The organism is Mesorhizobium sp. WSM1497 (genome assembly GCF_001672455.2).
In the GTDB taxonomy this organism is placed as follows: Bacteria; Pseudomonadota; Alphaproteobacteria; order Rhizobiales; family Rhizobiaceae; genus Mesorhizobium; species Mesorhizobium ciceri.
The window spans coordinates 704,769-719,787 of the sequence record NZ_CP021070.1 but is presented as its reverse complement, the minus strand read 5'-3'; the positions used below and the strand labels follow the sequence as shown (position 1 = coordinate 719,787).

15 protein-coding genes are annotated in these 15,019 nt (G+C 64.4%); 8 read left to right on the top strand and 7 right to left on the bottom strand.

Annotated features, from left to right (window positions below; translation table 11 throughout):
- Positions 1–100 precede the first annotated feature (100 nt).
- From A9K65_RS03460 to A9K65_RS03435, 6 genes are read left to right on the top strand one after another with little or no spacing between them, the layout of a single operon-like run.
- Complete coding sequence (locus A9K65_RS03460; RefSeq protein WP_064992762.1) at positions 101–871, top strand: IclR family transcriptional regulator; 771 nt, start codon at positions 101–103, stop codon at positions 869–871.
- Positions 871–2,151, top strand: a complete 1,281-nt coding sequence (locus A9K65_RS03455; RefSeq protein WP_064992763.1) for a Tm-1-like ATP-binding domain-containing protein — start codon at positions 871–873, stop codon at positions 2,149–2,151. The genes A9K65_RS03460 and A9K65_RS03455 overlap by 1 nt, the downstream gene beginning before the upstream one ends.
- On the top strand, positions 2,148–2,816 hold the full coding sequence (locus tag A9K65_RS03450) for an HAD-IA family hydrolase (RefSeq protein WP_064992764.1): 669 nt from the start codon (positions 2,148–2,150) through the stop codon (positions 2,814–2,816). Before A9K65_RS03455 ends, A9K65_RS03450 begins: the two co-directional genes overlap by 4 nt.
- Before the next feature lie 19 nt (positions 2,817–2,835).
- Positions 2,836–4,185, top strand: a complete 1,350-nt coding sequence (locus A9K65_RS03445) for an aminotransferase class III-fold pyridoxal phosphate-dependent enzyme (protein ID WP_063170913.1) — start codon at positions 2,836–2,838, stop codon at positions 4,183–4,185.
- A 34-nt stretch (positions 4,186–4,219) separates the two neighbouring features.
- Positions 4,220–5,512: an aminotransferase class III-fold pyridoxal phosphate-dependent enzyme gene (locus A9K65_RS03440; protein WP_064992765.1), complete on the top strand. Its 1,293-nt coding sequence runs from the start codon at positions 4,220–4,222 to the stop codon at positions 5,510–5,512.
- Positions 5,509–6,531 (top strand): phosphotransferase, encoded by a 1,023-nt coding sequence (locus tag A9K65_RS03435; protein ID WP_064992766.1) that lies wholly within the window; start codon positions 5,509–5,511, stop codon positions 6,529–6,531. Before A9K65_RS03440 ends, A9K65_RS03435 begins: the two co-directional genes overlap by 4 nt.
- A gap of 28 nt (positions 6,532–6,559) precedes the next feature.
- Here A9K65_RS03435 and hpaH read toward each other — a convergent pair whose 3' ends face one another.
- From hpaH to A9K65_RS03410, 5 genes are read right to left on the bottom strand one after another with little or no spacing between them, the layout of a single operon-like run.
- Positions 6,560–7,366 (bottom strand): 2-oxo-hept-4-ene-1,7-dioate hydratase, encoded by an 807-nt coding sequence (gene hpaH / locus A9K65_RS03430; protein ID WP_064992767.1) that lies wholly within the window; start codon positions 7,364–7,366, stop codon positions 6,560–6,562.
- Positions 7,363–8,235, bottom strand: a complete 873-nt coding sequence (locus A9K65_RS03425) for a fumarylacetoacetate hydrolase family protein (protein ID WP_064993016.1) — start codon at positions 8,233–8,235, stop codon at positions 7,363–7,365. Before A9K65_RS03425 ends, hpaH begins: the two co-directional genes overlap by 4 nt.
- A 28-nt stretch (positions 8,236–8,263) precedes the next feature.
- On the bottom strand, positions 8,264–9,244 hold the full coding sequence (hpaD, locus tag A9K65_RS03420) for a 3,4-dihydroxyphenylacetate 2,3-dioxygenase (protein WP_064992768.1): 981 nt from the start codon (positions 9,242–9,244) through the stop codon (positions 8,264–8,266).
- 14 nt (positions 9,245–9,258) lie between these two features.
- On the bottom strand, positions 9,259–10,776 hold the full coding sequence (gene hpaE / locus A9K65_RS03415) for a 5-carboxymethyl-2-hydroxymuconate semialdehyde dehydrogenase (RefSeq protein ID WP_064993017.1): 1,518 nt from the start codon (positions 10,774–10,776) through the stop codon (positions 9,259–9,261).
- 11 nt (positions 10,777–10,787) lie between these two features.
- Entirely contained in the window at positions 10,788–11,174 is a 387-nt protein-coding gene (locus tag A9K65_RS03410; protein ID WP_013528543.1) for a 5-carboxymethyl-2-hydroxymuconate Delta-isomerase, read from the bottom strand.
- 215 nt (positions 11,175–11,389) lie between these two features.
- Here A9K65_RS03410 and hpaR point away from each other — a divergent pair, with 215 nt between their 5' ends.
- A complete protein-coding gene (hpaR, locus tag A9K65_RS03405) occupies positions 11,390–11,785 on the top strand; it encodes a homoprotocatechuate degradation operon regulator HpaR (protein ID WP_224620863.1) in 396 nt (131 codons plus the stop codon).
- A gap of 29 nt (positions 11,786–11,814) precedes the next feature.
- Here the strand turns inward: hpaR and A9K65_RS03400 are convergent, their stop codons facing one another.
- Both A9K65_RS03400 and A9K65_RS03395 read right to left on the bottom strand, forming a co-directional pair.
- Complete coding sequence (locus tag A9K65_RS03400) at positions 11,815–12,324, bottom strand: flavin reductase (protein WP_013528541.1); 510 nt, start codon at positions 12,322–12,324, stop codon at positions 11,815–11,817.
- A gap of 6 nt (positions 12,325–12,330) precedes the next feature.
- Positions 12,331–13,875, bottom strand: a complete 1,545-nt coding sequence (locus A9K65_RS03395; RefSeq protein ID WP_064992769.1) for a 4-hydroxyphenylacetate 3-hydroxylase N-terminal domain-containing protein — start codon at positions 13,873–13,875, stop codon at positions 12,331–12,333.
- Positions 13,876–13,967: 92 nt separating this feature from the next.
- Between A9K65_RS03395 and A9K65_RS03390 the strand changes: the two genes are divergently transcribed.
- Positions 13,968–14,837: a helix-turn-helix domain-containing protein gene (locus tag A9K65_RS03390; RefSeq protein ID WP_064992770.1), complete on the top strand. Its 870-nt coding sequence runs from the start codon at positions 13,968–13,970 to the stop codon at positions 14,835–14,837.
- The last annotated feature ends 182 nt before the right edge of the window (positions 14,838–15,019 follow it).

Below are 15,019 nucleotides of genomic sequence, written 5' to 3'. Positions count from 1 at the left end.
CATTATTTGAACCGTTATTTTGAATATAGACTTGCAAACAATGCTGATGCCTGTCAAGTTAATTCACACGTTAAATGATTGTCCGAACCGGGAGGCAAATTTGAGTACGGTCGGAAAAGCGATCTCGCTTCTGGAGCTGTTCAACGTCGACGAGCCCGAGCTCGGCCTGTCCGATCTGGCGCGCCGCTCGGGCTTGGACAAGGCGACGACAAGGCGGCTGCTGGTAGCGCTGGCCGGCCGTGGTTTCGTCGAGCAGGATGCGGGTACGCGGCACTATCGCCTCGGCGCCGGCCTGTCGCGGCTGGCGCGCATCCGCGAGGCGCGCTTTCCCTTCCTGCAGACGGCCGTTCCGCTGGTGCGGGACCTGGCCGCATCGACGGCCGAGACCGTGCATTTGTCGGAATTCGGCGTCGACAGGCTGGTCACCGTCCATGTCGAGCATCCAGCATGGGCAAACCGGGTCAACATCGACATCGGCCAGTTGCTGCCCCTGCATTCGACCGCGTCGGGCATCGCCTATCTGGCCTTCGCCCGCGACGAGACCGTCAAAGCGTGCCTGGCGGGTTCGCTCGACGCCTTCACGGCCCATACGCTGATCGAGCCGGCCGCCATCTCAAGATCCATGGGCGAGGCGCGCGATCGCGGCTATTCGATCTGCGACCAGGGCTATGAGGAAGGTGTGATCAGCGTCGCGGCGGCAATCCGCGGGGCGGATGGCTTTGCGCTCGGCACCATCGCGGTGGCGGCGCCAAAGGCCAGAACGACGGCGGCCGCGATCACGGAGCGGGGACTTGCCGTGAGGGCGGCGGCACGGGAGATTTCCATGCGCCTCAACGGTGAAAACCTGCAAATCTTGAGGAGGCAGGCCTGATGCCCTCGGAGACAGCACCCCGCATCCTGGTCATCGGCACGGGCGACACAAAGGCCGAAGAGCTGTTGTTCATGAAACAGTGCATCGAGCAGTCGGGCGGCAGCGCCGTGATGATGGATGTCAGTGTGCTCGGCGACCCGCCCTACAGCCCGGACCAGGATAAGCACGCCGTGGCGCGGGCGGTGGATGTGACGATCGCCGAGATCGTTTCGAGCGGTGACGAGAACACCGCCATGACGCTGATGGCCGGCGGCGCCGTGCAACTGGTGCGCAAGCTCCATCAAAACGGCGAGATCGACGCCTTCATCGCCATCGGCGGTTCGATGGGGACAGATCTGGCGCTCGACGTGGCGCTTTGCCTGCCGCTCGGCGTGCCGAAATTCGTCGTCTCGACCATCGCCTATTCGCACCTCATCCCACCCGAGCGCGTCGCGCCCGACCTGATGATGATCCTCTGGGCGGGCGGGCTGTACGGCCTCAACTCGATCTGCAGGCTGGTCCTGTCACAGGCCTGTGGTGCGGTCGTCGGCGCGGCGAAAATCGTGCTGGCGTCGCGCGTGTCGGCGCGGGCAACAGGCCCGACCATCGGCATGACCTCGCTCGGCAGCAGCTGCCTGCGCTACATGAAGACGCTGAAGCCGGCGCTGGAACAGCGCGGCTATGACGTTGCCGTCTTCCACACCACCGGAATGGGCGGCCGCGCCTTCGAATCGATTGCCGGTCAAGACCATTTTTGCGCGGTGTTCGACTTCAGCCTGCAGGAAATCACCAATCATCTCGCGGGCTCAGTCGTCAGTTCCGGCGCCGACCGGCTGGAGAATGCCGGTGCCCGCGGCATTCCGCAGATCGCAGCACCCGGCGCGGTCGACATGGTCGACCTGCCGACCTGGCAGGATTTGCCGGCTAAATTCTCGAAGCGGCCGTTTCACGCCCATAACAGGCTGATCGCTTCGATCACCGTCGATGCCGACGATCGCCGCCAGGTCGCCAGGACCATCGCCGCCAAGCTCGGTGCCGCCAGAGGCCGCTCCGCCTTCATCCTGCCCTCCCAAGGCATCCAGGAATGGGACGTGGAGGGCGAGCCGCTCTATGAGCCGGAAGCCCTGGCCGCCTTCACTGACGAAATTCGCAAGGTCATTCCCGCCGGCGTCGAGTTCCACGAGATCGACGCTCACATCAACAGCGACGACTTCGTCGGCAAGGCGCTCGAGATCTTCGACCGCTGGGTCGAGGAAGGCATCGTCCCGCGCGGCAAGCCGGCCGAGGGAGTGGCGGCGTGAGTGCTGTTCCCGCCCAGGCGCTTGTCCTCGATTTCGGCGGCGTCGTCACCCGCACGCTGTTCGAGACCCACGCCTTGACCGAACAGGCGCTCGGCCTCGCGCCGGGGACGCTGCAATGGCGCGGGCCGTTCGATCCGGGCAGCGATCCGCTGTGGCGCGCCATGCAGGCCGACGAGATCAGCGAGCGTGACTATTGGCGCACACGCACAAGCGAGGTCGGCCGTCTGGTGGGCGAGGACTGGCAGGCTATGGAGACCTTCGTCCGGCGCGCGCGAGGGGCCGAGCCGGAAAAGGTGGTGCGGCCGGAGGCTGACAGCACCATTCGCACGGTGCATGCCGCCGGTTTTCGACTGGCCATCCTGTCCAATGAACTCGACCTGTTCTACGGCGCCGACTTCCGCCAGCGGCTGCCGTTGCTCGGCCTCTTCGATGTGATCATCGACGCCACTTACACCGGCATCCTCAAGCCCGACCCGCGTGCCTATGCCTTCGTCAGCGAGGCGCTCGGCGTGCCGGCCGGCGCTTGCGTCTTCGTCGACGACCAGCGGCGCAATGTCGATGGCGGCTGTGCTGCCGGCATGCGCACGGTGCATTTCGACGTCGCTCGCCCGGCTCATTCCTATGCCGAGGCCCTCGGCCATTTCGACCTCGTCCCAGTTGCCTGAGATTTTTGCGGAGTCCATTATGCGCGACATCAATTTTCTCACCGAAACCAACGCCAAGCCGATCTGGCATCCGATGGCGCATCCGGCCGAGATGCGGGCCAACCCGCCAAAGGTGATCATGAAAGGCGAGGGTGTGATGGTCACCGACATCGCCGGCAACACCGTGCTCGACGCCGTCGGCGGCCTGTGGAACGTCAATCTCGGCTACAGCTGCGACCCGATCAAGAAAGCGATCGCCGACCAGCTTGGCGCGCTGCCCTATTATTCCGGCTTTCGCGGCACCTCGACCGGCCCGTCGATCGAGCTCGCCTACGAACTCTGCGAATGGTTCGAGCCAGAAGGCATGGTGCGGACGTTTTTCACTTCGGGCGGCTCGGATTCGGTCGAAACGGCACTTCGGCTGGCGCGGCAGTACTGGAAGATCCGTGGCCAGGCCGACCGCACCAAATTCATCGCCTTGAAGAAAGGCTATCACGGCACGCATTTCGGCGGCGCGTCGGTCAACGGCAATGCCAATTTCCGCCGCAACTACGAGCCGCTGCTGCCGGGCGTCTTCCACATTCCCGCGCCCTGGACCTTCCGCAACCCGTTCGACGAGACCGACCCAGTGCGGCTGGCAAAACTCTGCGCCAAGGCGCTGGAGGACGAAATCGCCTTCCAGGGTGGCGACACCATCGCCGCGTTCATCATGGAGCCGGTTCTCGGCGCCGGCGGCGTTATTGTTCCGCATGAGAGCTTCATGCCGCTGGTGCGCGAGATCTGCGACCGCCACGAGATCCTTTTGATCGCCGATGAAGTTGTCACCGGCTTCGGCCGCACCGGCGCATGGTCGGGTTCGCGTCTGTCCGGCGTGAAGCCCGATTTCATGACCATCGCCAAGGCGATCACTTCGGGTTATTTCCCGCTCGGCGCCACTTTGATCGGCGCCAAGGTCGCCGATGTCTTCGAGGCCGACAAGACCAGCTTCGGCGCCATCGGCCACGGCTATACCTATTCCGGCCATCCTGTCGGCTGCGCCGCGGGTCTGGCGGCGCTTGCCGAGACCAAACGGCTTCGCCTGAACGAAAACGCCGCCGCGCGCGGCGTCGAACTCGCAGCCGTGCTGGAGGGGCTGAAGGCGAAGCATGCGATCGTCGGCGATGTCCGGTACAAGGGCCTGATGGCGGCACTGGAGCTGGTCTCGGACCGCGCGACGAAAAAGCCCGCCGACAAGAAGACTATGGCATTGGTTTCGGAGGCGGCCTACGAGGCCGGCGTCATGCTGCGCGTCTCCGGTAACGCCATCATCCTGTCGCCGCCGCTTATCGTCAGCGCCGCGGATGTCGCGAGGATCGGCGAAGCATTGGATGCAGGCCTGTCGAAGGTCTGACGGTTTATTGGAGAGAACGGAGTTTCGAGACGCAATGACTCAACCGCAAGAAGCGCTGGTTAGCCGGCGCTCGCGCCTGCTCGGTGCGAAATCGCAATTGTTCTATGACGAGCCCGTGCACCTGGTGCGCGGCGAAGGCGTCTGGCTCTACGATGCCGACGGCCGCAAATATCTCGACGCGTACAACAATGTCGCCCATGTCGGCCACTGCCACCCCTATGTGGTCGAGGCCCTGTGCCGGCAGGCAAGCCTGCTCAACACCCACACGCGCTATCTGCACACCGCCATCCTCGACTATGTCGAGCGGCTGACCGCGACCTTCGATGCCAGCCTGTCGACCGCCATCCTGACCTGCACCGGCAGCGAGGCCAACGACATCGCGCTGCGCATGGCGCAGGCCGCCACCGGCCGCATGGGTATCATCGCCACCGACGCCACCTATCATGGCAACACCGCGGCGGTTTCGCAGCTCAGCACCCGCATGCCGCCGGTCGGCGGCCGCGCCCGCAATGTCAGGCTGGTGCCGGCGCCTGACAGCTATCGCCATCCGGATGCGATGGCCAACGGCAAAGCCTTTGGCGACGCGGTGCGCGAAGCCATCGCCGCGCTGGCAAAGGACGGTATCGGCCTGTCCGGCATCATCCTTTGTCCGCTGCTCGCCAATGAAGGCTTTCCGACGCTCCCATCCGGCTTTTTCGACGACGCGATGCGCGCGGTGCGTGACGCCGGCGGACTGGTCATCGCCGACGAGGTGCAGCCTGGTTTCGGCCGCACCGGCAGTCATTTCTGGGGCCACCAGCGCGCAGGCTTCGTTCCCGACATCGTCACCATGGGCAAGCCGATGGGCAACGGCCATCCAATCGCCGCCGTGGTCACATCAAGGGAGATATTGGCGACCTTCCGCAACGCCTTCCGTTATTTCAACACCTTCGGCGGCAATCCGGTTTCCTGCGCGGTGGCCAATGCCGTTCTCGACGTCATCGAGCAGGAAGATCTCGTTGCCAACGCGCGTGACGTCGGCGCCTATGCACTCAACCTGCTGCGCCCGCTCGCCGATCGCCATGAATGTATCGGCGAGGTCAGGGGCGCTGGCCTGTTCTTCGGCGCCGAACTGGTTCACGACCGCAAGACGCGCGAACCGGCGCCCGACATTGCCGAGCAGGTCGCCAACCGGATGCGCCAGCGCGGCGTGCTGATGGGCAAGACCGGCATCCACGGCAATGTGTTGAAGATCCGCCCGCCAATGCCGTTCTCCCGCGACAATGCCGACTTCCTGATCGGCGTCCTCGACGAAGTGCTTGGCGAAGTCCGCGGAGTGAAGGCGTGAGCGCAGTCTCCGCGCAATCCGAACCCGAGACGGCAGCCGATGTCACGGCGCTGGCCAGGCGCGCGCTCGCCCATTGGGGCATTGATGAGGGTGAGCCGGAGCTGCTGAAATTCCGCGAGAACGCGGTCTTCCGGATCCGTCTACCCGATGGCCAGCCGGCCGCCATGCGCATCCACCGGCTTGGCTATCACACGGACGCCGCCCTGCGCTCGGAACTGCAATGGATGGGTTTTCTGCAATCGGCCGGCATCGCCACGCCATCTGCGGTCGCCACGCCGGCTGGCGAACTGTTCGTGCTTGTCAGCGCGAACGCCTCAATGCAACCCCGGCAAGTCGATTGCCTGAGCTGGCTGGAAGGCCGCGCCGTCGGCGCGCGAGGCGTGCCGCTGGATTTTACGCCCGAGCAGGCAAGACAGATCTTTACCGAGATCGGGCGAACCATCGCCCACATGCACAATGTCACAGCAGCCTGGACGCCTCCGTCCGGCTTTGCCCGCCATGCCTGGGATTTCGACGGCTTCTTCGGCGCGAACCCGAATTGGGGGCGTTTCGAGACCTCGCCCTTCCTCGACGGTCCTCGCCGCGAACTGGTTTTGCGGGCGCGCGAAAAGGCCGTGCGCGCGCTATTGACGTATGAACGCAGTGCCCGCAATTTCGGCATCATCCACGCCGACCTGGTGCGCGAGAATGTGCTCGTCCATGATGGTGCGATCCGCATCATCGACTTCGACGATTGCGGCCATGGCTGGCACATGTACGACCTTGCCGTCGCGCTTTACCAGAACCGCGATGAGGCGATCTACCCGCTGATCGAGGCCGCTTTGCTCGACGGCTATCGGCAGGAGCGGGCGCTGACGGCGCGCGACATCGCCGCGCTGCCGCTGTTCTCGGCCTTGCGGGCCTTCGCCTTCCTCGGCTGGGTGCAGAGCCGCGTCGAAGGCGACATCACCAGGGAGGTCGGCCTGCGCATGTCGGCCATCGCAGCCGATGTGGTGATTGCCTATCTGCATGGCGAATAGGGCCGATTGATAAGAACTGGCGGAACCGTCAGCCCTTCGCGAAATGGATGCTGACCGTGCCCGAACTGCCGAAATCGGCGACGATCGTGTCGCCGGGCCGTGCCTCGACCGGACGCACGAACGACCCGGAGAGAACGACCTCGCCAGCCGCGATCGACATGCCGTAGCGGGCAAGCCTGTCGGCCAGCCAGGCGACACCCATCGCCGGATGGTTGAGCACGCCGGCGCCAAGCCCGGTCTCCTCGACCTCGGCATTGCGCGAGACGATGGCGCCGATCCAGCGCATGTCGGCTTCATCAGGCCGCTGCGGCCGGCCGCCGATGACGATGCCGGCATTGGCGGCATTGTCCGAAATCGTGTCGAAGAAGGTGCGTACCTTCTTGGTCTCGGCATTGACGCGCTCGATGCGCGTATCGAGGATTTCCAGCGCCGGTGTGATGTAGTCGGTGGCGTTGAACACGTCGAAGATCGTCACGCCGGGGCCTTTCAGCGGCGCCTTCATGATGAAGGCGATCTCGGCCTCGACGCGCGGCTGGATAAAGCGGCCGGCCGGAACCGTCGCGCCGTCATTGAAGAACATGTCGTCGAACAGCACGCCCGAATCCGGCGTGTCGATGGCGAGCGCATATTGCATCGCCTTGGAGGTGAGGCCGATCTTCCAGCCCTTCGGCTTCAGCCCGGCATCGATCTTGCGCGTCACCAGCGCTGCCTGCACGCGATAGGCATCCTCCATCGTCGCCTCGGGAAAATCGAGGCTGAGCAGCCGGATCTGGCGGCGTGAGCGCTCGGCCTCGAACAGCCGTGCCGCGGCGTCTTCCACTTGCTCCGGGGTCATGCTGCTTCCTCGTCGACGACGCCGTTTTGAAGCATGCCAATGCCATCGGCCTCCACCTCGATCACATCGTCCGGCTTCAGCCAGATCGGCGGCTCGAAGCGGGCGCCGGCGCCCGTCGGCGTGCCGGTGACGATGATGTCGCCCGGCACCAGCGTGGTGAAGGTCGAGACATAGGCGATAATCTTGCGAAACGAGAAGATCATCCGGCTGGTGCGGTCCTGCTGGCGGATTTCGCCATTGACGCGGGTGGTCAGCGCGATGTCGGCGATCTGCGCCTCGTGGGTGAACGGCACCAGCCAAGGGCCGATCGAGCCGGTGCGGTCGAAATTCTTGCCTTGCGTGACGTTGAACTTGGCATGCCGCACCCAGTCGCGGATGGTGCCTTCATTGCACAGCGACAGTGCCGCGATATGGCCGAGCGCGTCGGCTTCGGCAATGCGCCGGCCGCCCTTGCCGATGACGATGACGACTTCGCCCTCGTAGTCGAGCTGCGGTGATTCCGGCGGCCGCACCAGCGGCGCGTCGTGGCCGACAAACGAACGGGGAAAGCGGACGAACAGCGAAGGATTGGAGGGTGCTGCCTGGCCGTCCTTGTACTCCTCGTTGCGGTCCGGATAGTTGACGCCGACGCAGATGATCTTTTCCGGCGACGGGATCGGGATTTCATAGGCGATGGCGTCGAGCGGGAAATCGGTCGGGAAGGCCTCCGCCTCTTCCGCCAGCCGCCGCAAGGCCCCGGCCTCGATCACTTCGCGCAGTGTCGGCCACTGGCCGTGGCGCGCCGACAGGTCGACGGCGCCCTTGCTCGTGATCGCGCCATAGCGCGCCTTGCCGCCGACGGTGAAGGTGGCGAGCCGCCCATGTGCAATCATCAGGGTCTCCTCGTAAGGTCCATCGTCACGGCGCAATGATCGGCGAGGCCGTCAAATCCGGCTGGCGCGCCTTGGCGCCGGCGAAGGTGCTGCCTTCCTCGAACCAGCTTTTCGGCGCCGGCGCACCCCACAGCGTCTGGCGCTGCGGGTCCTTGAGGTCCCATTTGATCGGCTCGAGGTCCGGGTCGACTGTCTGGTAATCCGAACAGTAGATCTCGATGCGGTGGTTGTCCGGATCACGGACATACAGGAAGAAGGCATTGGAGATGCCGTGCCGGCCGGGACCGCGCTCGATGTTCGGCAAATAGCCCGTCGTTGCCATCAGGTCGAGCAGGTCGATGATGTTGAGCGGCGTCGGCACCCAGAAGGCGACGTGGTGCAGGCGCGGTCCGGTGCCGTTGGTGAAGGCGATGTCGTGCACGCCGCCCTTGCGGTGCGTCCAGGCCGCCCACAGTCTTCCGCTGCTGGCATCCTCGGTATACTCGGTGACGCGGAAGCCGAGCTCGTTGTAGAAGGCGACGGATTCGTCGACATTGGGCGAGAAGCAGTTGAAGTGGTCGATGCGCAGCGGTTTCACGCCCTTGTAGAGCGCATACTTCTGGTGGATCGGCGGCAGCCTTTCCATCTGGGCATAGAATTCGAGCGGAATCCCGTGCGGGTCGCGCGTCCGAAAAGTGCGCGACTGGTAGGGCCGCTCGACCCATTCCACCGGCAGGCCCTTGCCCTTGAAGAAATACTCGGCCTTGTCGAGGTCCTCGTCCGAAAAGACCTTGAAGCCGAGATCGCGCGCTTCCGGCGTCGTCGCCTTGCGCAGCACGATGCAGTGATGGCCACGTTCCTCCATGGCGCGCAGGTAGATGGCGCCTGATGTCTCGTCGGTAACCTGCAGGCCGAGCGTGTCGACATAGAAGGCGCGGGATTTGGCGAGGTCGGTGACAGCCAACTCGACATGGCTGAGGCGCACGATGTTGAAGGCGGGGTAGAGATTGGGTTTGGGCAAGGGCATCCGATTTCCTCCGGTCAGCCGCCGAGTTTCTGGATCGCGTGCGCCGTCGTCGCGAAGGCGACGTTCTTCGTCTCCATGTAGAAGTCGAAGGAATGGTCGCCGCCGTCGCGGCCGATGCCGGAATTCTTGACGCCGCCGAAGGGGGTCGGCAAATGCCGCACGTTCTCGGAGTTAACCCAGATCATGCCGGCCTCCAGCGCATCGGTGAAACGGAAGGCGCGGGTGACGTCAGAGGTCCAGAGATAGCCGGTCAGGCCGTATTGCGTGTCGTTGGCCAGCGCCAGCGCTTCCGTCTCGTCGTTGAACGCAATGGCGCTCAGCACCGGCCCGAAAATCTCCTCCTGCGCGATGCGCATGCCGTTGGTCACGTTGGTGAACAGGGTCGGGCCGACATAACAGCCGCCTCCCGGTCCATCGACCTTGCCGCCGCCGACGGCCAGCGTCGCCCCCTCCGACCTGCCGATGTCGATATAGGACAGCACCTTCTTTTCATGCACCGGATGGATCAGCGGCCCGACCACCGTTTTCGGATCGAGCGGGTGGCCGACGACGATGCGCTTCGCCCTCTCCGCGACTTTGGCGGTGAAGCTTTCATAGATCGAGGCTTCGACCAGAAGCCGCGACGACGAGGTGCAGCGCTCGCCATTCAGCGAATAGATCATGAACACGGCGGCGTCGGCGGCGCGCCCGAGATCGGCGTCGGCAAAGACGATCACCGGGTTCTTGCCGCCAAGCTCGAAATGCACGCGCTTCAGCGTGCCGGCGCCTTGCTTCATGATCATCGAACCGGTGCGGCTTTCGCCGACAAAACCGATCGCCTTGATGTCGGGATGCTCGGTCAGCGCCTTGCCGGCGTCTTCACCAAGGCCGTTGACCAGGTTCCATACGCCTTTCGGCAGGCCAGCCTCCTCGGCGATCTCGACCAGCAGGCGGGCGGTCAGCGGCGAGAATTCAGCCGGCTTATGAACCACGGTGCAGCCGGCCGCCAGCGCTGGCGCAATCTTCCACGTCGACAGCATGAACGGTGTGTTCCACGGCGTGATGATGCCGACCGGGCCGATCGGCACCCGCGTCGTGATATTGACCTGGCCTGTCGTACGCAGTGTCTCGCCGTCGCGCGCTTCGGGCGCGCGGTCGGCGAAGAAACGGAAATTCTCGGCACCGCGCAGCGCTGCCTTGGCCATGAACTTCAGCGCCTGGCCGGTATCCATGCATTCGACAAAAGCGATCTCCTCGGCGCGCGCTTCGATTGCGTCGGCGATTTTGTGCAGCAGCTTCTTGCGTGCCTCGCCAGGCATGGCCGCCCAGGCTGGGAACGCCGCCTTCGCCGCCTTGGCGGCGCGGTCGATGTCGGCGGCCCCGCCGCGCGCGACGCTTGCCAGCGGCTTGAGGTCGACCGGCGACAGCGTTTCGAACGTCGCGCCATCGAGGGCCGGCACCGCCTCGCCGCCGATCTGGTTCAAAACGCCATCGCGCTTGAAGCGGGCCAGATAGGCCTCGGCCTTTTTCAGATTGCCTTGCAGGTCGGACATGTCGGGTTCCGTCACTTGCCGCGCAGCCGCGGGTGGATTGCGTTTTTCTTCCAGCTGAGCACCGGGTCGATTTCCCGGATTTCGAGCGACAGGGCGAAATGCGGGGTCTCGAACAGGGTGGCAAGGTATTCGCTCACCGCCGCGAAGACAGCCTCGCCGGTCCGCTTCTTCTCGTCCGGGCTGCGGCCGGTGCCGATGCGAAACGACATGTCGAGAAAAGCGTTTTCCGGCAGGCTGTCGGCCATCGCGTAGGCCTCGGCGCGAAAGGCCCGCACCCGCACGGCGCCGGTCTCGAACAGCCCGGTGTCCAGCACTGTGCGCAACACCAGCGCGCACAATTCGTCCATATCGACCTTGGCATCGAGATTGGCCGAATACTCGATGGAGAAGTGAGGCACGGCGCTTCGTTTCCCTGGGTTATTGCTTTGTTGTAGTTAACGCGTTAATTACATGCGGCATCCGCGAAGTCAAGTCTTGCATCGGCCTTGGCGCAACGATACGGGATGGCAGGAACGGGCCCCGGCAGGCGGATTCGGCCGAGGGAAGGCCTGTTTCGATCGCAAGCGTGGGAGGCTCTTTTTTGCTGCCTGAAAATACCCGTCGTTCCCTGCCGATGGCGCTGCTTCATGCCCGCGAAGCGGTGATGGCGCGGTTTCGGCCGATGCTTGCGGCGCATGACGTGACCGAACAGCAATGGCGCGTGCTGCGTGTGCTCAGCGAAGCCGGCCCGGTCGAGGCGACGGAACTTGCCGATCGCGCCTCGGTTTTGCCGCCCAGCTTGACGCGCATCATCAAGGCGCTCGAGGGACGCAAATTCATCACCCGCAACAAGGCCGAAGGCGACGGCCGCCGCGTCGTGCTGACCATTGCGCCTGCCGGCTCCGCCCTGATCGACGCCCTGTCGCCCGAGCGTCGCGTCATCTATGACGACATCGAACAGCGTTTTGGGCATGAGAAGCTGGAGCAGCTCCTCGACCTCTTGGAGAGCTTGATCGACGGCGAGAGCTGAGCGGTCGGTCCTGGCCGTTTCGTCCAGGCTCACCCGCCAAAGCTGCCCAACCGTGTCGGCTGCGTATAATTCCGGTCGACATAGAGCAGGGCCGAGCCGCCGCTGCCGTGCCGGACATCGATGACGCGGCCGATCATGACATTGTGCGTGCCGACGACATGCACGGTCTCGATCTCGCAATCGAAGTTGACGATCGCATCCGACAGCGCCGGCGTGCCGGAGGTCAGCGTCTGCCAACGCGCCGAGGCGTAGCGCGCCTCCATGTCCCTGGTCGCGCCGGCGAACTTTCCCGCCAGATGCATGTGGTCATGCGTCAGCACGTTGACGCAGAAGCGCCGGTTGGACAGGAACATGGCGGCCTGCGTCGAGCGCCCGTTCATGCACACGAGCAGCGTCGGCGGCTCGTCCGAGACGCTGCACATGGCGGTGGCGGTGAAGCCGCCGCGTCCTGCCGGCCCGTCTGTGGTGACGATGTTGACCGGCGCGCAGACCCTCGCCATGGCGTCGCGGAAATCGGCTTTCGAAATCTGCGTGGCCATGTGATTTCACTCGGCCGTTGAGACAAGCGGATTGAACCAGGTATCGCCGGTCCAGCCATTCTCGTCATAATCGGCCATGCAGGTGTCGACCAGCTCTTCCATCGCCTTCAGCCGCCCGCCGCGCTCGGCGCCTTTCAGCACCTGCAGCCGTACCTCTTCCGGCGCACCGGCATAGTTGAGCTCATAGAGCGCGTGGCGGCCGCCGAACTCGGTGCCGGTCGCATCCCACAACAGCTTCATGATCTTGATGCGTTCGATGTGGCCCATATCGTTGGAGCCGCGCACATATTGCGACAGATATTTGTCGATCTCGGGGTTGTTGAAGTCGCGCACCGACGACGGCAGGTAGATCAGCCCCGAGGCGATCACCCGGCGCACGGTGTCGATGACGCGCGGATAGGCTTCCGACATGAAGGTGCGGTAGGCAAGCGCGGCTTCCAGATTGGGCAGCACCGCGCCATTCGCCCACGGGATCGGGTTGTAGGCCATGGCGTTGGAAAAGCTCCAGAACATGTGCCTGAGCGCAATGACCTCGCCCAGTGCCGCCTGGTTGCCGCGGAAAGCATCGCCGCCCGTGGCGCGCAGCGCCTTGGCCAGCAGGCCGGCGAGAAAGTCGAGCTTGACGGCGAAACGCGTGCAGCCCTGGAAGCAGTAGCCATGCATGAAGCCGGAGGCCGGATGGAAGGACAGGATTTTTTGCGCATCGCGCAGCACCAGCACGTCCTCCCAGGGGATGAAGACATTGTCGAGCACCAGGATCGCGTCGTTCTCGTCGAAGCGCGACGACAGCGGATAGTCGAAGGGTGCCGCCACCGTGTTGGCCGTCTGCTCGTAGGAGACGCGGCAGAACATCTTTATCCCCGGCGCATTCATCGGCACGATGAACATCACCGACAGCGACGGATCCTCGGTCACCGTCGCCGACCCTTGCGCCAGGAAATTGTAGTGCGTCAGCGCCGAGGACGTCGCCACCACCTTGGCGCCGGACACGTAGATGCCGGCGTCCGTCTCCCTGTTGATGTGGACGAAGACATCCTTCACCTGTTCGGCCGGCTTGTGGCGGTCGATCGGCGGGTTGACGATGGCGTGGTTCATGAACAACGCGGCTTCCTGCGCGCGTTTGTGCCAGGACAGGGCATTGTCCTTGAACGGCCCGTACCAGTCGGCATTGGCGCCGAGCGTGTTCATCAGCGCCGCCTTGTAGTCGGGCGTGCGGCCCATCCAGCCATAGGACATGCGCGACCACTCCGCGATCGCCGCCTGCTGGGCAACAAGCTCGGCGGAAGATTTGGCAACGCGGAAATATTTGTGGGTGTAGCCGCCCGAGCCGGTGTCGGTCGGCGAGGTCAGCGCGTCCCGCCGCTTTGGATCATGCAGGGCGTCGTAGAGGCGCGCCAGCGACCGCGCCGAATTGCGCATCGCCGGATGCGTGGTGACGTCGGCAATGCGTTCGCCGTTGATATAGACCTCGCGGCCATCGCGCAGGCTCTCCAGATACTCGGCCCCGGTGAATGGGCGTGCCTTATCAGTGCGGAAGTCTTCTGATCGCATGATGGTCCTCCTCTTAAGCCGTAACCCTAGCGCCCTGGGCATTGATCGGTTATGGACGGAACGGCAAAACCAATTGGACTTTTTCCGGCGTCATGAGCCAGAGATACATCCCCGACTTCTTCGTCTATGGCGAGCCGGTGCGGCCGCTCGATGTCGGTTTTCTGCATGTCGAGACGGTGCTTGCGCGCAGCAATATCCATCTTGGTGAGGTCGCCGCGCACAAGCACCCGCAGATGGGTCAGATTACCTTCTGGACCAGCGGCTCCGGTACCTACCGCATTGAAGACCGGTCCTGGGACTTTTCGGCGCCTGCCGTGAGTTTCGTGCCGAGCACTATCGTTCACGGCTTCTCGATCGGCCCCGGCACCGACGCCATCGTCGTCTCGGTCGCCGACGGGGCGCTTACGGCCATCGCGGCTCACAGCCTGCTGCCGCTGGACCGGCCGGTCTTTGCCGACGGCATGCCGCAGCACGCAGCGTGGGCCAGATTGGCGGCGGTGCTGGAGATGATCGCCGCCGAATACGCCGAGGCGCAAGCCGGCAAAGACAGGGTCCTGCAGGCGCTGATCGCCGTCGCGCTCTCCCACATCGCGCGCCTCAGTCCCGAGACAAAGGATGCCACGGCGTCTTCTGATGCCTCACTGGCGTTGGGGCTGCGCCGGCTCGCCGATGCGCATTTCCGCGACAACTGGCCTGTTGATCGCTACGTCGAGGCGCTGGCCACGACGCCGCATCTTCTCGACAAGGCCAGCCGCGCGGTGCTGGGCAGCGGCGTCAAACGCGTCGTCAGTGAGCGACGGCTGCTGGAGGCCAAGCGGCTGCTGTTGTTCACCGTACGCTCGGTCGAGGACATCGCCTACGAGATCGGCTTCGACGACCCGGCGTATTTTTCACGATTCTTTCGCGCGCGGGTCGGCGAAGCGCCCGCGTCCTGGCGGCGGAAACAGTTGCAGGGTCATTGATGGGTGACCATGGATGCGGACCTTGGCGCGCCGTTCCGGCGCGAGTCCGCTTCCGCCAGGGCGTTGGCTTCCCGACCGGCCATGATGCAGCCACAGCCACTTTTTCGTGAAGCTGAACGGGTTGATCCGCTCGCCTGTCCGCCTAGGTAGAAAGGAGCGGCGGGCGCCACGCAAAATCTGAC